The following is a 19,964-nucleotide window of genomic DNA, read 5'->3' on the forward strand; positions in this document are numbered from 1 at the left end:
TCAGTCGTCGGATCCGGAATTCTTCGCTTCAACGATGATGTCGCGCAGCGCCCGGAGCGTGCCCGTCATGCCGACGCCGGCAACGGCAGAAATCTGGTACGGCTTCTGGCCACTCGCCTTCTGAAGCGCCTTGGTCTTCTTCTTCAACTCGTCCTCGTCGAGCAGGTCGATCTGCGACAGCGCCACGATCACCGGCTTGTCGGTGATGCCGCCGCCATAGGCTTCCAACTCGTGTTTTACCGTCTTGTAGGCCTTGGCGACGTCCTCCTCCTGGGCGGAAACGAGGTGCAGCAGCACGCGCGTGCGCTCGACGTGGCCGAGGAAGCGGTCGCCGAGCCCGATGCCGTCATGCGCGCCCTCGATGAGGCCCGGAATGTCGGCAAGGATGAATTCGCCGCCGTCGATCGTCGCGACGCCGAGGTTGGGGTGCAGCGTCGTGAAGGGATAGTTGGCGATCTTCGGCCGGGCGCGCGTGCAGGTCGCGAGGAAGGTCGATTTTCCGGCATTCGGCAGACCGACGAGGCCGGCATCGGCGATCAGCTTCAGCCGCAGCCAGATGGTCTTTTCGTCACCCTCCAGGCCCGGATTGGCCCAGTTCGGTGCCTGGTTGGTGGAGGACTTGAAATGCGTGTTGCCGAAGCCGCCATTGCCGCCGGCCGCCAGCTTGAAGCGCTGGCCCTCGGTGACCATGTCGATGATCAGCGTCTCGTTGTCTTCCTCGAAGATCTGCGTGCCGACCGGCACCTTTAGCGTCACGCTGTCGCCATTGGCGCCCGTGCGGTTGCGGCCCATGCCGTGCGTGCCGGTCGCGGCCTTGAAGTGCTGCTGGAAGCGGAAGTCGATCAGCGTGTTGAGGCCGTTGACGGCCTCCACCCACACGTCGCCGCCGCGTCCGCCATCGCCGCCATCCGGCCCGCCGAACTCAATGAATTTTTCGCGACGGAACGAGACAGCCCCTGCCCCGCCGTCACCGGACCGGATATAGACTTTTGCTTCGTCCAGGAATTTCATCGGCTCGCCGTTCGCTTTTCTCGTCTTCTAATAGTGCCGTCTTCGATATAGCCGCTTGCCTGAGAGGTCAAAGACTATCGTGAAATTCGTCAGCTACAACGTCCAGTATGGCATCGGTCTCGACGATCGGTTCGACCTGCCACGCATCGTTTCCAGCATTCACGGCGCCGATATCATCGCGCTCCAGGAAGTGACCCGCAATTTTCACCGCAACGGCCATGTCGACATGGTCGCGGAATTGCAGACCTTGCTCGCCACGCATTATTCCGTCTTCGGTGCGGCCTGCGATCTCGATGCCGGCTCGGCGATCGAGCAGGGCCGCGCGGTTAACCGCCGTTTCCAGTTCGGCAACATGATCTTTTCGCGCTGGCCGATCCTCTCGACCCGCACGATCCTGCTCCCGCGCACGCGAACGCTCGACAAGCTGAACCTGCAGCGCGGCGCCACCGAAGCGGTGATCGCGACGCCGAAGGGCGCCATCCGCGTCTATTCCACGCATCTCGACCATGTCCACCGCGACGAGCGCATCGCGCAGATCCGCTATCTCAAGGATCGCGCCCAGCTTTACGGTTTCGAGGGCGGCGCGATTTCCGGTGCGCACGAATTCGGCCTGGCCGAGCCGCCGGTGCCGGAGGATTACGTGCTGATGGGCGACTTCAACATGGTGCCGGAATCGCCGGAATATGACGAGATGGCCGGCAGCATCGACGCGCTCTACGGCCGCCAGATCCGCGCCACCCATCCGGTCGATGCGCTGGCCGGCCTCGGCAAGCGACACGCCGCAAGCTATAGCTGGATCGATCCCAAGAACCATGCCGACCGCCTCTTCCTCGACTATTGTTTCCTCAGCCACGGCCTCGTCGAGCGGCTGACGGATGCCTGGGTCGACGAGACCGCCTTCGGCTCCGACCACCTGCCCGTCTGGTTCGAGCTGTCGTGAGAAACCGGGGCGGATCGCTCCGCCCCGATCTGTTTAGCGCCTGGGCGCTGCTGGGCGAAAATCGCCCGGCTCCAGCCGCGTTTCGATATGCGGAACCATGGCACCGCGGGCGACACTGAACACGTCGCTACATCCGGTGATGCGGAAGCCCGTCTTTTCCTGCACCCGCAGCGAGGCGAGGTTGTCGGCGAAGATGCCGGAGCGGATATCCGTGCCCGGCATGCGCATGAGGAAGCGCGCCGTCGCCCCATGCACCGCCTCGCTCATATAGCCCCGCCCCCAGTAGAAGCGGTTCAGCCAGTAGCCGAGTTCCCATCCGTTGCCGCGCCGCTCGAAGGCGACGCAGCCGATATGCACGTCGTCTCCCGCGGTGATGGCGAGCGCCCAGCCCTCATAGAGATCGGTGGTTGCGATCGAAAGCCATTCGCTCGCATCCTGCCGGTCATAGGGTGCCGGCACGCGGGCCAGCATGCGCGAGACCTGGAAGTCGCCGAGCGACTGCGCGATCGCATCCGCATCGGACATGCGGTGCGGGCGCAGCGCCAGGCGCGGGGTCGTGATGGTCGGGCAGGCACCGGGGCCGGTGCTGCGCTCGACGTTCATCGGGGTCTGCATGGCGTTCATCGCATGCCTCCCCAGCTCTTCAGCGAGACCCAGGTCTTGCGGTCGAGCCTGTACCATTCGACGGGCACCATGCCGCCGACCGAGAGGCTCTGCACCATGCCGGTCGCCTGGAACTGGAAGCCGCACTTCTGGATGACCCGCCGCGAGGGGATGTTCATGACCCGGCACCGCGCGTCGATCTGCTCGACATCGCGGGTGCGGAAGACCATGTCGATCAGCGCGTGGGCCGCCTCGGTGACATAACCCTGGTTCCAGTAGGGCTCGCCCAGCCAATAGCCGAGCTCGACGGTGCGTCCGTCCTCATGCGGTTCGATACCGCAGCAACCGAGGAAGGCGCCGTTATCGGCTTTGGTAATGGCATAGACGCACTTGCCAATCGCGCCGGCGCGTGTGCGTCGCACGAAATCGGCGGCATCCGCCACCGTATAGGGGTGGGGCATGCGGGCGACCATGTTGGCGATATTGGCGTTGTTGGCGAGATGGGCAAGGGCGTCGATGTCGTCTTCGTGCGGGGCTCTCATGACGAGCCGCGGCGACAGTAAGATCGGGCAATCGGTCCTTGGCCGTTCAGGCCTCAGCCTTTCCTTGGGAGACCTTGATTGGTCGTCCCGCAACAATTCGGTCTGCATGGCTCAGTCCTCCAGAGCAAAAAGGGGAGATGGGTCTTGCCCCATCTCCCCTTTTTTCTTCAGGCCTGAACCTGTAGCGTCAGCCGGGTCAATGAGACGCCGGCTGTTTTAGAGCGCTACCGGCTTATTCCGCTGCTTCCGCTTTCGGGGCGACAGACACGTAAACGCGACCGTTGGCCTTCGTACGGAAATTCACATTGCCAGCCGTAAGTGCGAAGATCGTGTGATCCTTGCCGAGGCCGACATTGGCACCGGGATGCCACTGCGTGCCGCGCTGGCGGACGATAATGTTGCCTGCGAGGACGGCTTCGCCGCCAAACTTCTTCACGCCAAGGCGCTTGGACTCGGAATCGCGACCGTTGCGCGAGGAACCGCCAGCTTTCTTGTGTGCCATGGGAGTTCTCCTTTACCTGTCCGGATTATTCGGCTGCTGCTTCGGCGGCGGGTTCAGACTTCTTGGAAGCCTTCTTCGCTTTGCCGGCGGCTGCGATGTCGATGATGCGGACAGTCGTGTTGTGCTGACGATGACCACGCGAACGCTTCGAGTTCTGGCGACGACGCTTCTTGAAGGCGATGACCTTCTTGGCGCGGCCATGCTCGACGACTTCGGCCGTCACGATGGCGCCTTCGACGAAGGGCGCACCGATCGTGGCATCGGCGCCAACGCCGACCATCAGCACTTCGGTGAATTCGATCTTTGCACCAGCGTCGCCCGACAGCTTTTCAATCGTCAGAACGTCGTTGGCGGCCACGCGGTACTGCTTACCGCCGGTCTTGATGACTGCGAACATTTTATATCCTTTCATGTTCGTGCCGGCTCTTTGCCCGTCAAGGCAAGGCCGTCTTTTTATCAGTCGCTCGGAATGGCGATGCATTGGCGCATCGCCGGCTCATGCTGTTCCTTGCAATATGCCAATAAGGCATGGCACAAAGAACCAGCGTCGCGGCACAAGTGAGACCTATGCCACTGCACCTTGCGCAATAGGTGAGGCGCTGAAAACTGTCAAGAGAATTTCCGTCACCGTGACAAATAGATGAACATTCCTCGGGCGATCCCCCTTGCAAGCCCGTCCGACACCCGCTATGTACCGCCCCGCGTCGAAGGGCGCCGACCGACTATGCGGAGAGGTGGCAGAGTGGTCGAATGCACCGCACTCGAAATGCGGCATACCTGCAAGGGTATCGTGGGTTCAAATCCCACCCTCTCCGCCATTCAATCTCGCGATTGGCTTTTAAGACTGACCGCCTTTGTGCTGTCCGCGGCTATACGATCTTGATTCCACCTTCCAATAGGCACCTGTGCTGCATCGGGTTCCTCCCTCATCGCACCTCTCCGTTACGCGAAACGAGTTGGCAGCACCGCCAAGGCTCAACGGCAAAAAGTATGGTGACCCCTTTTCCACTTTGATGATGTCCGGCCACGTCTGCCGCTCCAGTCGTTGGGATTCTGCCGGCGACGTAAGGACCATGAAAATGTCGATTGGCTGATAAGTCGAGTGTGGCGTGATTTTTCTGGAGACGTTTGCCCAATCGTGCAGACGCTCGCATTTGCGCTTCATCTGTGCGTTTCCCCAATTCGTGGCACCCTTCGCTTCAATCAGAATGAGCGTGCGATCGAAGGCGATGATCAGATCAAAATCCTCCTGTGTTCCCTGGATCAGACGGCGAGGCGGTTTTTCGGGGTTCTCGCTGTTTTCGTAGTTCAGGAGGGGTTCTTTGAGTTGGGGCCTGAGGCGGTCGAGCACAAGAGCGGAGAACAGCCAATCTATGTGATAGTCCATGGCCCACCAAGCCGAGACGGGCACAGTCACACCGATTTTCGCGTATAGGCTTTCCCTGAAAGATTTAGAGAGTTGCAAGTCGGCGCCAGTTTCGCCTATCGCGTTTCGAAGCAGCCAATAGCGCTCTTTGCGGTTAAACTGCTTCAAGCGCTCGACAAGTGAGAGTGGCTTGTCTTCATGCTCGCTGTTTGAAGAATGCATGCTATCTCGGCTCCTGAATCGCTTGAAACAGATATCAGTTGGTTTTTTGTTTGAGGTAAAGGGTGCGTGAAGCGGAAAAACGTATTGAGGGCCTCATCGGATGGACTCGCCGTACCGCGTCATGGCATAGGGCGCGGGACACGACGAGGCCCGTTTTTCCATGATCCGCATCGAGAATATCAGCAAGTCCAACAGCCACCGTATCCTGTTCATCGAGGCGTCTGCCGCGCTGAACCGGGGGGAGAAGATCGGGCTGGTCGGGCCGAACGGGGCTGGCAAGACGACGCTGTTCCGGATGATCACCGCGCAGGAAGCGCCGGACGAGGGACAGGTCTCGGTCGAGAAGAATGTTTCGATCGGCTATTTCAGCCAGGATGTCGGCGAGATGGCGGGGCGGAGCGCCGTTACCGAAGTGATGGACGGGGCGGGGCCGGTGAGCACGGTCTCGGCGGAGCTGCACGAGCTTGAAGCGGCGATGGTCGATCCGGACCGGCTCGATGAGATGGATGTGATCATCGAGCGCTATGGCGAGGTGCAGGCGCGTTACGAGGAGCTCGACGGCTATGGGCTGGAGAGCCGGGCGCGCGAGGTTCTGGCGGGGCTTAGCTTCAGCGAAGAGATGATGGACGGCGACGTCGCAAAACTTTCCGGCGGCTGGAAGATGCGCGTGGCGCTGGCCCGCATTCTCCTCATGCGGCCGGATGTGATGCTGCTCGACGAGCCGAGCAACCATCTCGATCTCGAAAGCCTGATCTGGCTGGAGCAGTTTTTGAAAGGGTATGACGGCGCGCTCTTGATGACCTCGCACGACCGCGAGTTCATGAACCGCATCGTGACGAAAATCATCGAGATCGATGCCGGGTCGCTCACCACCTATTCCGGCGACTACGGTTTTTACGAGCAGCAGCGCGCGCAGAACGAGAAGCAGCAGCAGGCCCAGTTCGAGCGCCAGCAGGCGATGCTCGCCAAGGAGATCAAGTTCATCGAGCGCTTCAAGGCGCGCGCCTCGCATGCCGCCCAGGTGCAGAGCCGGGTGAAGAAGCTCGACAAGATCGAGCGCGTCGAGCCGCCTCGCCGGCGCCAGACCGTCATGTTCGAATTCCAGCCGGCGCCGCGCTCAGGCGAGGACGTGGTCAACCTCAAGAACGTGCACAAGGCCTATGGTAGCCGTTCGATCTACCAGGATTTCAGTTTTCTCATCCGCCGCCGCGAGCGTTGGTGCGTGATGGGCGTCAACGGTGCCGGCAAGTCGACATTGCTGAAGCTCGTCGCCGGTGCCGCGACGCCGGACGAGGGCAGCGTGACGATCGGGGCGAGCGTCAAGGTCGGTTATTTTGCACAGCATGCGATGGATCTTCTCGACGGCGAGATGACGGTGTTCGAGTGGCTGGAGAACGAGTTTCCGCGCGCCGGGCAGGGGCCGTTGCGCACGCTGGCCGGCTGCTTCGGCTTTTCCGGCGACGATGTCGAGAAGCGGTGCCGGGTGCTCTCCGGCGGCGAGAAGGCGCGGCTGGTGATGGCGGCGATGCTGTTCGATCCGCCGAACTTCTTGATCCTCGATGAGCCGACGAACCATCTCGATCTCGACACCAAGGAAATGCTGATCAAGGCGCTGGGGGAATATGAGGGCACCATGCTCTTCGTTTCGCACGACCGCCATTTCCTCGGTGCCTTGTCGAACCGTGTGCTTGAATTGAACGGCAACGACGTGCATCAATATCCGGGCGGTTACGTCGAATATGTCGCCCAGACCGGCCATGAGGCGCCGGGCGTTCCGGGCTGACGCCTGGGGCTGTATGCGCTATGAATCCGGCGGGCAGCCTGACCGGAAGCGCGAATGCAGCGAGAGAAACCGCTTTATCGACGCGTCAACACGCGGACCCGTGGTGTGAACCACGGTTCGGGCGGCGACTATCGCTGGTCGCGGCGGCGCGAGGATCGCGTGCATGAGGGCGCCATGCGCAGCGGTCAGCGCCACGGGCTCGATTATACGCCGCTCTTCAAATTCCTGCTTTCGCGGGTCGGCGAGGACTGGGACGGCGTGCATGCCGAGGCGGTGGCGCGGCTCGACAAGGCGGAGCCGATCTCCTGGATGGTGGCGCGCTCGGAGGCGGAGAAAAAGCCCTTCGTGCGGATGGGCGAAAGTTCTTATTACAGCGGTCTCTTCGTCGATGGCGAAAACCGGCTGCGGCTGGTCGATCCGGAGTTGCGCGTCGAGCATATGGAGCCACGCTGCGCCTGCTGCACGCACACGTTCAACGGCGTTCCCTTCACGCGCAAATACGCGGCGCCCTGACCGTCAGGCCGTGCCGCGATATTGCTCGTCCGTCACTTGTTCCAGCCAGGTCACCGGCGAACCGTTTTCCGATTCGGCGATCGCGACATGGGTCATGGCGGTCCTGTCGGTGGCGCCGTGCCAGTGTTTTTCGCCGGGGGGAAACCAGACGACGTCGCCGGGATGGATTTCCTCGATCGGCCCGCCCTCGCGCTGCGCCCAGCCAAGGCCGGCGGTGACGATGACGAGCTGGCCGAGCGGATGCGTGTGCCAGGCGGTGCGGGCACCGGGCTCGAAGGTGACGATCGCGCCGCCGGCGCGTCCGGGCGCTTCCGCCTTGAAGGGCGTGTCGAGGCGCACCTTGCCTGTGAAATAGTCCGCCGGGCCGGGCGTCGAGGGGCTGGTGCCGTTGCGCTTGATGTCCATGTCCGTCTCCTTCACGTCTCTCGGCGACCATACACGGCTGGCGGAGCCGCCGCAGACGATTTATGAGGACGGCCAGGGTTTTCAAGACGGGAAGCGGAATGGACAAGCGGCGCATCGGGATCGTCGGCGGCGGGCCGGCCGGGCTGATGGCGGCAGAAATGCTGTCGACGCGCGGCCACGCGGTGACCGTGCTGGAGGCGATGCCGACGATCGGGCGCAAATTTCTGCTGGCGGGCAAGTCGGGCCTCAACCTCACCCATTCGGAAGCCTATGCGCGCTTCGTCACCCGTTTTGGCGCGGCGAACGAGCATCTGCGCGCGGCGCTCGATGCCTTCACGCCGAAGGATTTGCGGGCCTGGGCGCTTGGGCTCGGCACGGAAACCTTCGTTGGCACGTCGGGCCGCGTGTTTCCGACCGTGATGAAGGCCTCTCCGCTGCTGCGCGCCTGGCGGGCGCGGCTGGAACAGGAGGGCGTCGATATTCGCGTACGTCACCGCTGGCACGGTTTTGCGCCGGAGGGGCTTCTGGTCGAAACGCCGGAAGGCATGGCGACGATGGAATTCGACGCGGTGCTTCTGGCGCTCGGCGGCGCGAGCTGGCCGCGGCTTGGTTCAGATGCGGCCTGGGTCGAAACACTTGCGGACAGGGGCGTTGGGATCGCGCCCTTGCGTCCGGCCAATTGCGGCTTCGACGTGGATTGGTCGCCGTTTTTCGTCGAAAGATTTGCCGGGGCGCCGGTCAAGGGTGTCACGGCGCATTCGGCGGCGGGCGCCATTCCCGGAGAGTTCATCGTGTCGAACATGGGCGTGGAGGGCAGCCTGATCTATGCCCATGCTGCCGCCTTGCGCGATGCGCTGGAGCAGAACGGGACGGCGACGCTCGTGCTGGATCTGGCGCCGGGGCGGACCGTCGAGCGCCTTGCCGGTGATCTTGCACGCCAGGGCGGCAAGGCGAGTTTTTCCAGCCGGCTGCGCAAGGGGGCAGGGCTCGACGGGGTCAAGGCGGCGCTGCTGCGCGAATGTTTTTCCGATGTTTCCGCCATGACGTCGGAGGCGCTGGCCACGGCGATCAAGGCCCTGCCGATCCGTCTCGTGCGGCCCCGGCCGATCGCCGAAGCGATTTCGTCGGCCGGCGGCATCCGCTTCGATGCGATCAAAGCGTCCTATATGCTGAAGGCGTTGCCGGGCGTCTTCGTCGCGGGCGAGATGCTCGACTGGGAGGCGCCGACTGGCGGTTACCTGCTCACGGCCTGTTTTGCCACCGGCCGCGCCGCGGCTTTTGGGATCAATAGCTGGCTATCCAACTGATTTGAAACTCAACCCCGTTTCGCTCGTGTCGGCGCGTGGTTGAGGCTGGCTGCCGCCTCCTTGAGCCGAGCGAGGTAGCGGTCGCGGTTGGCAAGCCCGTCGTCGCGCGGCGTGACGAGGCAGAGCGTGGCGGCCGCGTGGCCCCCCTCATCCATCACAGGCACGGCGAAGCAGTGGGTAAAACTGTCGACGATGCTGTTGAAGGTGAAAAAGCCTTCGCGCTCGGCTTGGCGTACTTCGGCGAGGAAGTGCTGCGGGTCGAGCCATTCGCCGCCCGGCAGGCGGAAATCCTGCGACGGGATGAAGGTGAGAATGTCCTCATCCGTCCGATGCGCGACGAGCAGGCGGCCGGAGGCCGTCCATGGGATCGGCACGGACTGGCCGATATCCGTCGAGATGCGGAACGGCCGGGCGCCCTCGCGCATGCGCACCACCGTGTATTTGTTGCCGTCCAGCATGCAGAACTGCGCCGTCTCGCGTGTCTCGTCGGCCAGCCGCTCGAGCACCGCCTCGCATTCGCGGGTGAAGTCGAAATGGTTCTCGTAGGCCGCACCGAGGAAATAGAGTTTTCGTCCGAGATAGACGCGGCCCTCGCCACCGGTGAATTCGAGGATGCCGTTGCGCAGCAACAGGTTCACCAGCTCATAGACCGATGAGCGCGGTGCCCCGATCTGGGCCGCGATCTCGTTCGGCTTCAGCGCCTGGCGCTTCTGGCGCAGGAAATCGAGGATCTCGAAGGCGCGGTCGAGACCGCGGGCGCGCTTGCCGGCTGCTTCATCCAGAACTGCATCCATTCCCGTCGGTCCCTGCCTTTTCGTCCCGTCGAAGCTTCTCACGCCGCCCGTGACATCTGTCAATCCGCATGCCTGCGGTCCCGCAGCGCGAAATTTCCGCACCCCTCTTGCGAGGCGGAAAAAACGGCATAAGATCGCGCCGTCCAGTATTTAGATCATCTGTACGCTATATTGGACATAGACGGATGGCAAGCCCGTTCCTGCTGCCGCACAAAAAAGGGGATCGACAATGAACAATCTTGAGAACAGCCGCCGCCTTCTTGCTGGCGCTGCCGCCGCCACGGCGCTCCTTGTGTTTTCCGCCGGCACCGCATCTGCCGCCGCCAATTGCATCAAGGGCGACCGCAAAGCGCCATATACGGTCGGCTGGGCGAACATCTATTCCGTGCCGACCTGGATGAAGCAGACGGAAGGCACGATTTCGGCCGAAGTGGAGGAACTGAAGAAGGCTGGCCTCGTGAAGGACCTGATGATCACGGACGCGCAGGGCAATGCGCAGACGCAGATCCAGCACATCCAGTCGATGATCGACGCCAATGTAGATGCCATCGTGGTCATCGCCGGCTCCTCCAACGCGCTCGATCGCGTCATTTCGGATGCCTGCGACAAGGGCATCGCCGTCGTGAACTTCGACAGCCTCGTCAACACGGACAAGGTGACGGCGAAGATCAACACCGATTCCAACGAATGGGGCGCCACCGCCGCCAAATGGATGGTCGATCAGCTCGGCGGCAAGGGCAAGATCATCATCATGAACGGCCCCGCCGGCATTTCCGTCAGCGACGACCGCCGCAAGGGCGCGCAGCCGGTGCTCGATGCCAATCCCGGCCTCGAAGTCATCACCGAGACGAACACGGAATACAACGTCGCCCCTGCACAGGAAGCGATGACCAGCCTGCTCTTCGCCAATCCGGAAATCGACGGTGTGCTGTCGCTCGGCGGCGCGCTCTCGGCCGGCTCCGTCATGGCCTTCGATCGCCAGGGCCGCGAACAGGTGCCGACGAGCGGCGAGAACGCCCGCCAGTTCCTGGAACTGTGGAAGGAAAAGGGCCTGAAGGGCTGGGCCACCATGCAGCCGAACTGGCTCGGTGCGCTTTCCGTCTATACGGCCGTGCAGGCGCTGGAAGGCAAGGACGTGCCGGCCTTCATCAAGGTGCCGCTGCCGGTCATCGATGACAGCACGATCGATGGCTACCTCGCCCGCGCCGCCGATTTCCCGGCCGACGGCTATATCTACTCGGATTACGACAAGGCGCTGTTCGACAAGCTGCTGGCCCAGTGATCGCGTGAAGGATGCCGTGATGACGGAGCAAAAACCCCTGCTGGAAGCCCGGCGGGTGTTCAAGGGATTTTTTGGCAATCCCGTTCTGAAGGGCGTCGATATCGCCCTTCACCCCGGCAGGGTGCATGCCCTGCTGGGCGAGAACGGTGCCGGAAAATCCACGCTGATCAACCTGCTTTCCGGCGCCCTCCAACCGGATAGCGGCACGATTTCCGTCGATGGCAAGCCGGTCGGGCGCTTCAGCCCGGCCGGCGCGCGCGCGGCCGGCATCGCCGTGGTGCAGCAGGAGCTGAGCCTGACGGCGGACCTGTCGATTGCCGAAAACATCGGGCTCGGCGCCTTCCCGCGCCGGTTCGGCCTCATCGATTACCGGGCGCTTCACCGCGGCGTGCGCGACGTCTGCGACATGGTGGGCCTCACCGAGCCGCTCGACATGCCGGTGGCGGACCTGGCGCTTGGTCGCCGCCAGATGGTGGAGATCGCCAAGGCGCTGTTCCGCAAGCCGCGCGTGCTCATCCTCGACGAGCCGACTTCCTCGCTCTCCGCCCACGAGGCCGGCATTCTAGCCCGGCTGATCGGGACGCTGCGCGATCGCGGCACGGCCCTGCTCTATATTTCCCACCGCCTCAACGAGGTGCAGGCGCTCTGCGCCCATGTCACGGTGCTGAAGGATGGCGGCGTCACCGCCGACCAGTCGCTCGCCGGCATCGATGGCGAGGGGCTGGTGCGCCTGATGGTCGGCCGCGAGACCGGCGATCTCTTCCCGCCACGCCCGGCTGCCAATCCTGGTGCGACGCGCATCAGCGTGGAGAATTTTTCGGCAGGCCTGGTGCGGGATATCGGCTTTTCCGCCCGCGCCGGTGAGATCGTTGGCATCGGCGGGCTCGTCGGGCAGGGGCAGGAAGACCTGCTGCTTGGTCTCTACGGCGCCATCCCCGCCAAGGCTTCCAAGGCCGAAGTGTCCGGCAAAGGCGCGCTGCCCGCCCATGTCGGCGAGGCGAATGCCGCGGGCATCGTCTATGTGCCGGCGGACCGCAAGCATGAGGGGCTGGTGCTGCCCCATTCCATCGCCTCCAACCTTATCCTCCCTTCGCTCGGCCGGCTTGCCCGGGGCGGTTTTCGCGATCGGGGTGCGGAGGCCGGGCTGATCGCCGATCTGGCGCGCCGGCTGACCATCAAGGGCGACGTCGCCCGCGCGGTTCAGGCGCTTTCCGGCGGCAACCAGCAGAAGGTGGCGCTCGCCAAATGGCTGCCGCTCGATCCATCCGTGCTGCTGCTCAACGACCCGACGCGCGGCGTCGATATCGAGACCAAGCGGGAAATCTACCTGATGCTGCGCGCCTTCGCCGCCGAAGGGCGGCTCGTCATCCTCGCCAGTTCCGATACGCCGGAGCTCGTACATCTCTGCGACCGCGTCGTGGTGCTGCGCGAAGGCCGCGTTGCCGCAAGCCTTTCGGGCGCGGCGATCAGTGAAGAGGCGATCGTCGGCGCGGCCATGGGCATCAACACGCAGGGAGCTGCCGCATGAGCGCTGTTTCTTCTTCCGGCTGGCTCTATGGCGCCATCCAGCGCCGCCGCAATCGCAGCCTCGGAGGCCTCTATCTGGTCGTCGCCGCTTTCCTCATTCTCTATGCGGTGCTTTTCCCGGGCATTCTCTCCGTCGGCGGCTTTTCCAAGTTCACGCAGAACTGGTTCCCGCTCGCCCTCGTCACCATGGCGCAGGCGCTGCTCATGCTGAACGGCGGCATCACGCTGGCGATCGGGCCGCTCGTCAGCCTCGGTGCGGTGATCGCCGCGACCACGATGGGCACCGCGCTCGGCGTGCCCGGCGGCATTCTCGCCGTCGCTTTCGTGGGTCTCGCGATCGGCGCTGTTACCGGCGCCATCGTCGCGCATCTCCGGCTGCCGGCGATCATCGTTACGCTCGCTGGTTCCTTCATCATCACCGGCGTGGCGCTCATCCTGCTGCCGCGCCCTGGCGGTTTCATTCCGGATTGGCTGTCGATCACGCTTGCCGGCCACACGCCCGTCGCCTTCCTGCTGCTCGTCGTCATCGTGCTCGCCTGGAAGGCGTTTCTCGCGACACCGCTCGGCCTCGGCATCTACGCGGCCGGCGACAATCCGATTGGCGCGTTTCGTTCTGGCGTGCCGGTCGAGCAGGTGAAGATCGTCGCCTTCGCCCTGTCCAGCCTGCTGGCGGCCCTTGCCGGCCTCTTCGTCGCGGCGCAGACGGGGTCGGGCGATCCGGTCATCGGCACGCCCTTCACGCTGAATTCCATTGCCGCGGCCGTGCTCGGCGGCGTCGGCTTCCTCGGCGGCAAGGGCACGATGCGCGGCGCGATCTGCGGCAGCCTGCTGCTCTCGGTGATGATCAACGTGATGTTCTTCCTCGGCTTCCCGCCGGTCGCGCAATATATCGCGCAGGGCCTGATCATCGTCGGTGCCGTCGCGGTGCCGGAGCTTCTTGCAAAGGGGAGGGCGAGGCGATGAATGCCGTGAAATCCCTGTTCCGCAATCCGCCGCTGCTGACCTTCCTGCTGGTGGCGCTCGTCTGGCTCGTTGCAAGCTTGACGCTGCGCGGTTTCGGCGCCTATGGCCATCTGCGCTACCTGCTGGAGCTTGCCGCCGTCATCGGCATTGCGGCCGCCGGGCAGACGCTCGTCATCCTGATGGGCGGCATCGATCTCTCGGTGGGCGCCGTCATCACCGTCACGGCGATCCTGCTGCCGCTGATCTCGCCCGCCTGGGACCCCACCGGCCTCATCGGCATCGTTCTGGCGCTGTCGATCGCCACCGGCATCGGTTTCCTCAACGGCGCGGGCGCCGCCTATCTGCGCGTGCCGCCGATCATCATGACGCTCGCCATGGCAACGTTCCTTCAAGGCCTGCTCGTCATCGTCGCCGGTGGCAGTGCGGTCACCGTCAGCAATCCGGCGGTCATCCTGCTCGGCCAGGCCCGGCCGCTCGGCATCCCGGCCGGCGTCATCCTGTGGCTGGCGGTCTCGGCCGTCGTGCTGCTGCTCATCCACCGCATGCCGATCGGCGCGCGCTTCCTGGCGCTTGGGGCCAATCCGCTGGCCGCCCGGCTTTCCGGCGTCAGCGTCACACGCAACACGCTGATTCTCTATGCATTGTCTGGCTTCTTTGCGGGCCTTGCCGGCATTCTGGTGCTCGGCATGAACCGGCAGGGTTATGTTGGCATCGGCGATCCCTATCTGTTGACGTCGATTGCCGCCGTCGTGCTCGGCGGCACCTCCATCCTCGGCGGGCGCGGCACCTATGCCGGCACCATTCCGGGCGCGATCCTGCTCGTCACCACGACGGCGCTGATCACTGTCGTCAATGCCTCGCCCGGCTGGCGCTCGATCATGTTCGGCACGCTGATCCTGGCGCTTCTCCTCATTTCCGGCCGCGAGGCGCGGCGATGACGGCATGTTATGACGGCCCGGTGATCGACCCGCATCACCACCTCTGGGATCTCTCGCTAAAGCGCCATCCCTGGCTCGAAAAGGCGAAGGCCACCGGCGACCTCGCGCCGATCCTGCGCAACTATGGCATCGAGGACTACCGGGCCGATGCGGCTCGCCAGAGCGTCGTCGCCACCGTGCATGTCGAAGCCGGCTGGTCGGATGCGCATCCGCTGGAGGAAAGCCGCTGGCTCGATGGCCTCAACCGCAGCAGCGGCATTGCCCACCGATACGTCGCCCGTGTTCCCCTCGATGGCCCCGGCGCGATACGCCTGCTGGACGCCGAAGTGGCAAATCCCAACGTCGTCGGCATCCGCGATATCGTCAGTTGGCATCCGGACCCGACAAGAAGCTTTGCGCCACGCGCCCATCGCATGGCCGATCCCGCCTGGCGCCTGGGGTTTTCTCATCTCTCCCGCCTCGGCCTTGTTTTCGACCTGATGCTCTTTCCCTGGCAGATGGTCGAGGCGCTCGACCTGGTGCGCGCCTTTCCGGAAGCGTCTTTCGTGCTCAACCACTGTGGCAGCCCGATCGATCGCACGGACATGGGCATGGCCCTTTGGCGCAATGGCCTGCGGGCGCTCGGCCGGGAAGCGAATGTGCGGTTGAAAATCTCCGATCTCGTCGCCTATGACAATGATTGGACGCTCGAAAGCCTGCGCCCGGTGATCGACCATTGCCTCGAATGTTTCGGCTCCGCACGCGCGATGTTCGCCAGCGATTTCCCGGTCGCCGGGCTGCATGCTTCCTTCGACGAGGTCTACGACGTCTTCCGGACGGTGGCCGCATCCCTCTCGCTTGCGGAGCAACGCGCTTTGTTCTTCGCGACCGCCAACGATACCTACCGCCTCGGAATTGCCGAGGCGGTCAGAGGAGAAAATCATGTCTGACCTGCAAACGACCGGCCCCTTGATCGACGACCGTATCCGCGGCTTTCCGCCGGGCCACACGTCCTTGCCGCTCGATGCGATCGGCGGGCAGGGGTGGAAGCCCTATGACGGGGTGATGGCATTGCCGTTGATCTCGCTCGACCGGCAGGCTTTTGCGAAAAACGTCGCGCTGATGATGGCCTATGTGAAGGACCACGCCGTCGAGATCGCGCCGCATGCCAAGACGCCGATGTCGGTGGCTGTTTCCGATGCGCTCATCGCCGCCGGCGCCTGGGGCACGACGGTTGCCGATATCCGCCAGGCGGCCGTGTTGCTGAAGGCGGGCCAGCGCCGGCTGATCCTCGCCAACGAGATCGGCGGCACCGCCGCCGCGCGCCGGCTGGCCTCCCTGCTTGCCGCCTATCCCGATGCGGAGCTGCATATATTCGTTGATTCCGTTGCCCTCGTCGAAGCCTTGCGGGCGGCCTGGCAGGAACGGCAGGACCTGCCGCCGCTCGGGCTCCTGGTGGAGCTTGGCGCCGGTCGTGCCGGTGCGCGCAGCCTTGAGGCCGCGGGCGTTGTCCTTGACGCGATCCTCACGGCTGAGACCGCGCGCTTCGGGCTTAGCGGCATCGCCGCCTATGAAGGCGCTGCCGCCACCGCGGATGCGGCGGAAACCCTGCGTCGGATCGATGCGCTGATGGCGATGACCGCGGCCTTCCTGCCGCAGGTTCGTGCCCGCATCGGCTTGGAACGCCCGCTTCTGCTGACGGCCGGCGGCTCGGTCTTTTTCGACCGGGTGGTCGCCGGGCTTTCTGCTGCCGTCGCGGCCGATCCCGCCTGCCGTCTGGTGCTGCGCAGCGGGGCGATCTTCTTTCACGATCACGGCGTCTATGAACGTGGCCTCACCGGCCTCGATGATCGCGGCGGTTTCCGCGTCGGCGGGGAAACGATCTCGGCCGCGCAGGGCTTTCAGCCGGCGCTGCGGGTCTGGGCGGAAGTCCTCTCTCTGCCGGAGCCGGGGCTGGCGATCTGCGGCATGGGCCTGCGCGATGTCGCGATCGACCAGGGCCTGCCGCGGCCGCTTGCGCTCTATCGCGACGGTGCACCGCTTGGCGATTTTACCGGTGCCGAGGTGCTGCGCCTCAACGACCAGCACGCCTTCGTGCAGCTTCCCAGCGACGACGTCCGCGTCGGCGACGTGGTCGAATTCGGCATCTCGCATCCCTGCACCTGCCTCGACCGGCACGCCATTCTCTACGGCCTCGATCCCGACCGCACGGTCACGACGGCCTATCTCACCAGCTTCGGCTGATCTTCCCAAGCAGAAAGGAATTCCCCATGATCCAACGCTACCAGAAGGGCTCGCGCATGAGCCAGGCCGTCAGCTTCGGTGGGCTCGTCTATATTGCCGGCCAGGTTGCGGAAGACCGCAAGGCCGGCATCGAGGGCCAGACGGGCGACGTGCTCGGCAAGATCGACGCCCTCCTGAAGGAAGCCGGTACGGATCGCTCGAAGCTGCTCGCCGTCAACGTCTTCCTGCCGGCGATCGTCGATTTTGAGGCGATGAACGGCGTCTATGATGCCTGGATCGACCCGGAGAACCCGCCGGCACGGGCCTGCGTCGAGGCGCGGCTGGCCGATCCGGACCTGCGCGTCGAGATGACCGCCGTCGCCGCCCTCTGACGGGAGAAACAAATGCACAGCGGTATCGTCAATCCGATCGATTTTGCGCAGGATGGCCGGCAGGCCGGTCATCTTGCCATTCCCTATTCGGTCGACCGTTCGCCCTATTATCAGATCCGCATCCCGATCCTGCGCCTCAAGAATGGCGCAGGGCCGAGCGTGCTGCTGATGGCGGGCAACCATGGCGATGAGTATGAGGGCGAGCTTCAGCTCGGGCGGCTTATGCGCTTGCTCGATGTCGACAAGATCCGCGGTGCGATCACCATTCTGCCGATGGCCAACCTGCCGGCGGTGATGGCGGCGAAGCGGTGCTCGCCCTTCGATGGCGGCAATCTCAACCGAGCCTTTCCCGGCGATCCAGCCGGCACGCCGACGGCGCGGATGGCGCATTTCCTCGAACACACGCTTTTCCCGGCGCATGACGTGGTGCTCGACCTGCACTCGGGCGGCACGTCCATGGCGCACCTGCCCTGCACGCTGATCGAGCGGCAGGCGGATGCGGCCCGCTTCGAGCGCTCGGTTTCGCTGATGCGGGCGATGGGTGCCTCGCACGCTTTCATTGCCGATAACGGGCCGACGGCGCCGACCTCGATGGGGGCCGCGGGCCGGGCCGGCACGATCGGCCTTTCCGGTGAATTCGGCGGCGGCGGGACGGTGACGCCGGAGACGATGGCTTTTACGGCGGCGGCGATCGACCGGCTGCTCGTGGCGCTTGGCCTTGTCGAAACGCCGGTTTTGTCACGCGAAGTCCTTCCGGCGCCGCAGGCGTTGCAGCTGCTTTCGCTCTCCCGCCACAGCCAGGGCATCTATGCCAGCCGGCGCGGCTGGTTCGAGCCGGCGGTGGCGCTGGGGGCCGTGGTCTCGGCGGGCGATCTGGCCGGCTGGTATCACGATCTCGAACGGCTGGAGCAGGCGGAAGAGGCGCTGCACTTTGCCGAAGGCGGCATCGTCATTTCCCACCGCCTGCATTGCGACAGCCAGGCCGGCGATTGCCTGATCCAGGTCGCCGAGCCGATCATGGGTTGATTGCGTCGACGGCCTCCTTCACCCAATCGAGACGTTTTGCCGGGATAAGCCCGTAATTGTAGAAATTCACGCCGTCGGCGCCCGCGTCGACGGCGGCCTTGGCGCGTGCGGCGAGGATCGCCGGCTCGCCGACCTCGGGGTAAAAGACGCGCAGGCCGAGCCCGAGGAATTTTTCTTCACCCAGCGCGGCCCTGCCGGTGCGGATGACCTCGCCGACGGCCTCCGGCGTCATGTCGTAGCAGCAGAGGATCGCGCCGTCGCAGAGTTTTCCCACGACTGCAAGATCGACGCCGCCGAGCCAGCCGTCCTTGAGGTCGATCAGCACGATGCGGGTGGCGGAGTCTGCGGCGGCCTTGATCTCGCCGATCAGGCTCGTCACCGGCTCGCTGCGCCAGGCGAGGAAGGCGTGCAGATCCGGGTGGTCGCGGAAGGCGTCGATGCCGGCTTCGGGGAAATCCGGGAATTGTTTCTCCGGCACGGCGCGCTCGCAGAGTTCGGCGATGAAGCGGGCGACGGTCCTGCGGGCGCCTTCCATGGGTACGCCCGCCTTTTCGGCGCGGGCGGTGCAATGGTCGCAGAAGCAGAGCGACAGCAGAAAATCGTCCTCGGCATTCAAGCCGACGCCGTCCTTTTCGTGGTGATATTCGTGCGCGAAACCCATGAAATTCGGGCTTTCGAGCTCCAGCATGTCGGGTTTGTAATTGGTGGTGATGTCGCGCACGAGGGTGACGACATAGTCGCGTGCGGCGGGGCTCGACGGGCAGAGATTGTAATAGTTGGCGTTGCCGAAGGCATTTCGGGTGATGTGGTCCGGGTGCAGCATGCCGAGGCGGCTGTTGTGCAGGCAGACCGTCCAGCACGAGACCTTCAGGCCGGTTTTTTCGCGCGCCGTCGTCAGCGCCGCCAGCATGTCGCCGCGCTCGACAACGTTTTGCGCCATCAGCGGGCGGATGGTCTTGCCCTGCCAGAGCGTTTCGTCGGGGCGGAAATAGACCGTGCCGTCCTCCGGGAAATAGGCCTTTTGCGCCGGGCTGCGTGGCTGCAGGAAGCGGCCGGCATGGTAGGAGGTCGCAAGGCTCACCGTGTTGAGGCCGGCGCGGCCGGAAAGCTCGGCGGCAAACGCCTCCAGCCCCTGGTCCTGGATGTCCCAGGGGTAGGTCCACATGGAAAGATGCATGGCGGGCTCCTGTCGAATCTGTCCATTTTATAGAACATGTGTCCATAATAGTGTCCAGACGGATTTTCGGCGGCCTTGCATTGCTGAAAGAATCGGCGGGTCAAACCCCTCATGGCGGAGCCTTTCCCGGCGTCGCAAACAGGCGAGGGCCGGCCTCTTGGCATTTTCGACGCATTGGATGTCGCGAACCGGAGGGATTCCTTGCAAGAGGCGGCGTAGCTTCTCGTCATTGCAGGGGCTTGCGCTGGCGCGAGCGGCCTGAAATATGCGCCATGCCGCTTGTGCGGCCGCATGAGAAGGGGATCGCCGATGCTTGCCCCAGCATCGGCCGAACGCGAGATGGAACCGATGAAGAGCCATGTGCTGACCGTATCCTGCCAATCGACCCGCGGCATCGTCGCCGCGATCACCGGCTACCTCGCCGAGAAGGGGTGTTATATCTCCGACAGTTCGCAGTTCGACGACCTGG

At 64.3% G+C, this 19,964-nt stretch carries 21 protein-coding genes, 1 tRNA gene and 1 pseudogene; 14 read left to right on the plus strand and 9 right to left on the minus strand.

Annotation, left to right across the window (positions count from 1 at the left end):
- Complete coding sequence (obgE, locus tag GB927_RS27925) at positions 1-1,011, minus strand: GTPase ObgE (protein WP_256120500.1); 1,011 nt, start codon at positions 1,009-1,011, stop codon at positions 1-3.
- Between the two features lie 79 nt (positions 1,012-1,090).
- Here obgE and GB927_RS27930 point away from each other — a divergent pair, with 79 nt between their 5' ends.
- Positions 1,091-1,951, plus strand: a complete 861-nt coding sequence (locus tag GB927_RS27930) for an endonuclease/exonuclease/phosphatase family protein (protein ID WP_256120501.1) — start codon at positions 1,091-1,093, stop codon at positions 1,949-1,951.
- Positions 1,952-1,984: 33 nt separating this feature from the next.
- Here the strand turns inward: GB927_RS27930 and GB927_RS27935 are convergent, their stop codons facing one another.
- The 4 genes from GB927_RS27935 to rplU all read right to left on the minus strand — a co-directional run bounded on the left by GB927_RS27935 (position 1,985) and on the right by rplU (position 3,995).
- Positions 1,985-2,575: a GNAT family N-acetyltransferase gene (locus GB927_RS27935; RefSeq protein ID WP_256120502.1), complete on the minus strand. Its 591-nt coding sequence runs from the start codon at positions 2,573-2,575 to the stop codon at positions 1,985-1,987.
- Positions 2,572-3,204, minus strand: a complete 633-nt coding sequence (locus GB927_RS27940) for a GNAT family N-acetyltransferase (protein ID WP_256120503.1) — start codon at positions 3,202-3,204, stop codon at positions 2,572-2,574. Before GB927_RS27940 ends, GB927_RS27935 begins: the two co-directional genes overlap by 4 nt.
- Positions 3,205-3,328: 124 nt before the next feature.
- A complete protein-coding gene (gene rpmA, locus GB927_RS27945; RefSeq protein WP_134648437.1) occupies positions 3,329-3,598 on the minus strand; it encodes a 50S ribosomal protein L27 in 270 nt (89 codons plus the stop codon).
- Positions 3,599-3,623: 25 nt separating this feature from the next.
- Entirely contained in the window at positions 3,624-3,995 is a 372-nt protein-coding gene (rplU, locus tag GB927_RS27950) for a 50S ribosomal protein L21 (protein ID WP_256120504.1), read from the minus strand.
- Between the two features lie 331 nt (positions 3,996-4,326).
- On the opposite strand from rplU, the gene GB927_RS27955 reads away from it, so the two are divergent.
- Positions 4,327-4,416, plus strand: a tRNA-Ser gene (locus GB927_RS27955).
- A gap of 20 nt (positions 4,417-4,436) precedes the next feature.
- Here GB927_RS27955 and GB927_RS27960 read toward each other — a convergent pair.
- A complete protein-coding gene (locus GB927_RS27960; RefSeq protein ID WP_256120505.1) occupies positions 4,437-5,186 on the minus strand; it encodes a hypothetical protein in 750 nt (249 codons plus the stop codon).
- A 160-nt stretch (positions 5,187-5,346) separates the two neighbouring features.
- Here GB927_RS27960 and GB927_RS27965 point away from each other — a divergent pair, with 160 nt between their 5' ends.
- Together GB927_RS27965 and GB927_RS27970 are read left to right on the plus strand one after the other, a co-directional pair.
- On the plus strand, positions 5,347-6,969 hold the full coding sequence (locus GB927_RS27965) for an ABC-F family ATP-binding cassette domain-containing protein (protein ID WP_256120506.1): 1,623 nt from the start codon (positions 5,347-5,349) through the stop codon (positions 6,967-6,969).
- 54 nt (positions 6,970-7,023) lie between these two features.
- Positions 7,024-7,482: a hypothetical protein gene (locus tag GB927_RS27970; RefSeq protein ID WP_256120507.1), complete on the plus strand. Its 459-nt coding sequence runs from the start codon at positions 7,024-7,026 to the stop codon at positions 7,480-7,482.
- Between the two features lie 3 nt (positions 7,483-7,485).
- Here GB927_RS27970 and GB927_RS27975 read toward each other — a convergent pair whose 3' ends face one another.
- Entirely contained in the window at positions 7,486-7,887 is a 402-nt protein-coding gene (locus tag GB927_RS27975) for a (R)-mandelonitrile lyase (protein WP_256120508.1), read from the minus strand.
- Positions 7,888-7,985: 98 nt separating this feature from the next.
- Between GB927_RS27975 and GB927_RS27980 the strand changes: the two genes are divergently transcribed.
- Entirely contained in the window at positions 7,986-9,194 is a 1,209-nt protein-coding gene (locus GB927_RS27980; RefSeq protein WP_256120509.1) for a TIGR03862 family flavoprotein, read from the plus strand.
- Between the two features lie 8 nt (positions 9,195-9,202).
- On the opposite strand, the gene GB927_RS27985 is transcribed toward GB927_RS27980, so the two are convergent.
- On the minus strand, positions 9,203-9,988 hold the full coding sequence (locus GB927_RS27985) for an IclR family transcriptional regulator (protein ID WP_256120510.1): 786 nt from the start codon (positions 9,986-9,988) through the stop codon (positions 9,203-9,205).
- 229 nt (positions 9,989-10,217) lie between these two features.
- On the opposite strand from GB927_RS27985, the gene GB927_RS27990 reads away from it, so the two are divergent.
- The 8 genes from GB927_RS27990 to GB927_RS28025 are packed head-to-tail and all read left to right on the plus strand — an operon-like array spanning position 10,218 to position 18,318.
- A complete protein-coding gene (locus GB927_RS27990; protein WP_256120511.1) occupies positions 10,218-11,270 on the plus strand; it encodes an ABC transporter substrate-binding protein in 1,053 nt (350 codons plus the stop codon).
- Between the two features lie 19 nt (positions 11,271-11,289).
- Positions 11,290-12,798 carry a sugar ABC transporter ATP-binding protein gene (locus tag GB927_RS27995; RefSeq protein WP_256120512.1) on the plus strand — a complete coding sequence of 503 codons (1,509 nt, stop codon included), beginning with the start codon at positions 11,290-11,292 and terminating at the stop codon, positions 12,796-12,798.
- The gene (locus GB927_RS28000) at positions 12,795-13,760 is read left to right on the plus strand and encodes an ABC transporter permease (RefSeq protein WP_256120513.1); all 966 of its coding nucleotides are present in this window, start codon (positions 12,795-12,797) and stop codon (positions 13,758-13,760) included. The genes GB927_RS27995 and GB927_RS28000 overlap by 4 nt, the downstream gene beginning before the upstream one ends.
- Positions 13,757-14,698, plus strand: a complete 942-nt coding sequence (locus tag GB927_RS28005; protein WP_256120514.1) for an ABC transporter permease — start codon at positions 13,757-13,759, stop codon at positions 14,696-14,698. Before GB927_RS28000 ends, GB927_RS28005 begins: the two co-directional genes overlap by 4 nt.
- Positions 14,695-15,627 carry an amidohydrolase family protein gene (locus GB927_RS28010; RefSeq protein ID WP_256120515.1) on the plus strand — a complete coding sequence of 311 codons (933 nt, stop codon included), beginning with the start codon at positions 14,695-14,697 and terminating at the stop codon, positions 15,625-15,627. Before GB927_RS28005 ends, GB927_RS28010 begins: the two co-directional genes overlap by 4 nt.
- Positions 15,620-16,921: an alanine racemase gene (locus GB927_RS28015; RefSeq protein ID WP_256120516.1), complete on the plus strand. Its 1,302-nt coding sequence runs from the start codon at positions 15,620-15,622 to the stop codon at positions 16,919-16,921. Before GB927_RS28010 ends, GB927_RS28015 begins: the two co-directional genes overlap by 8 nt.
- 26 nt (positions 16,922-16,947) lie before the next feature.
- Complete coding sequence (locus tag GB927_RS28020; protein ID WP_256120517.1) at positions 16,948-17,292, plus strand: RidA family protein; 345 nt, start codon at positions 16,948-16,950, stop codon at positions 17,290-17,292.
- 12 nt (positions 17,293-17,304) lie between these two features.
- Positions 17,305-18,318, plus strand: coding sequence for a succinylglutamate desuccinylase/aspartoacylase family protein (locus GB927_RS28025; RefSeq protein ID WP_256120518.1), 1,014 nt, complete (start codon positions 17,305-17,307; stop codon positions 18,316-18,318).
- On the opposite strand, the gene GB927_RS28030 is transcribed toward GB927_RS28025, so the two are convergent.
- A complete protein-coding gene (locus tag GB927_RS28030) occupies positions 18,308-19,495 on the minus strand; it encodes a hypothetical protein (RefSeq protein WP_256120519.1) in 1,188 nt (395 codons plus the stop codon). The genes GB927_RS28025 and GB927_RS28030 overlap by 11 nt on opposite strands.
- Positions 19,496-19,843: 348 nt before the next feature.
- On the opposite strand from GB927_RS28030, the pseudogene purU reads away from it, so the two are divergent.
- Positions 19,844-19,964, plus strand: a pseudogene (gene purU, locus GB927_RS28035) (formyltetrahydrofolate deformylase); the annotation flags it as partial.

The sequence above is a fragment of the Shinella lacus genome (assembly GCF_010994755.1).
GTDB classification, from domain to species: domain Bacteria; phylum Pseudomonadota; class Alphaproteobacteria; order Rhizobiales; family Rhizobiaceae; genus Shinella; species Shinella lacus.

Excerpts from the sequence above, each read along its gene's own strand:
- obgE (WP_256120500.1), bottom strand. The coding sequence starts at position 1,011 with ATGAAATTCCTGGACGAAGCAAAAGTCTATATCCGGTCCGGTGACGGC.
- GB927_RS27935 (WP_256120502.1), bottom strand. The coding sequence starts at position 2,575 with ATGAACGCCATGCAGACCCCGATGAACGTCGAGCGCAGCACCGGCCCC.
- GB927_RS27940 (WP_256120503.1), bottom strand. The coding sequence starts at position 3,204 with ATGCAGACCGAATTGTTGCGGGACGACCAATCAAGGTCTCCCAAGGAA.
- rpmA (WP_134648437.1), bottom strand. The coding sequence starts at position 3,598 with ATGGCACACAAGAAAGCTGGCGGTTCCTCGCGCAACGGTCGCGATTCC.
- rplU (WP_256120504.1), bottom strand. The coding sequence starts at position 3,995 with ATGTTCGCAGTCATCAAGACCGGCGGTAAGCAGTACCGCGTGGCCGCC.
- GB927_RS27960 (WP_256120505.1), bottom strand. The coding sequence starts at position 5,186 with ATGCATTCTTCAAACAGCGAGCATGAAGACAAGCCACTCTCACTTGTC.
- GB927_RS27965 (WP_256120506.1), top strand. The coding sequence starts at position 5,347 with ATGATCCGCATCGAGAATATCAGCAAGTCCAACAGCCACCGTATCCTG.
- GB927_RS27970 (WP_256120507.1), top strand. The coding sequence starts at position 7,024 with ATGCAGCGAGAGAAACCGCTTTATCGACGCGTCAACACGCGGACCCGT.
- GB927_RS27975 (WP_256120508.1), bottom strand. The coding sequence starts at position 7,887 with ATGGACATCAAGCGCAACGGCACCAGCCCCTCGACGCCCGGCCCGGCG.
- GB927_RS27980 (WP_256120509.1), top strand. The coding sequence starts at position 7,986 with ATGGACAAGCGGCGCATCGGGATCGTCGGCGGCGGGCCGGCCGGGCTG.
- GB927_RS27985 (WP_256120510.1), bottom strand. The coding sequence starts at position 9,988 with ATGGATGCAGTTCTGGATGAAGCAGCCGGCAAGCGCGCCCGCGGTCTC.
- GB927_RS27990 (WP_256120511.1), top strand. The coding sequence starts at position 10,218 with ATGAACAATCTTGAGAACAGCCGCCGCCTTCTTGCTGGCGCTGCCGCC.
- GB927_RS27995 (WP_256120512.1), top strand. The coding sequence starts at position 11,290 with ATGACGGAGCAAAAACCCCTGCTGGAAGCCCGGCGGGTGTTCAAGGGA.
- GB927_RS28000 (WP_256120513.1), top strand. The coding sequence starts at position 12,795 with ATGAGCGCTGTTTCTTCTTCCGGCTGGCTCTATGGCGCCATCCAGCGC.
- GB927_RS28005 (WP_256120514.1), top strand. The coding sequence starts at position 13,757 with ATGAATGCCGTGAAATCCCTGTTCCGCAATCCGCCGCTGCTGACCTTC.
- GB927_RS28010 (WP_256120515.1), top strand. The coding sequence starts at position 14,695 with ATGACGGCATGTTATGACGGCCCGGTGATCGACCCGCATCACCACCTC.
- GB927_RS28015 (WP_256120516.1), top strand. The coding sequence starts at position 15,620 with ATGTCTGACCTGCAAACGACCGGCCCCTTGATCGACGACCGTATCCGC.
- GB927_RS28020 (WP_256120517.1), top strand. The coding sequence starts at position 16,948 with ATGATCCAACGCTACCAGAAGGGCTCGCGCATGAGCCAGGCCGTCAGC.
- GB927_RS28025 (WP_256120518.1), top strand. The coding sequence starts at position 17,305 with ATGCACAGCGGTATCGTCAATCCGATCGATTTTGCGCAGGATGGCCGG.
- GB927_RS28030 (WP_256120519.1), bottom strand. The coding sequence starts at position 19,495 with ATGCATCTTTCCATGTGGACCTACCCCTGGGACATCCAGGACCAGGGG.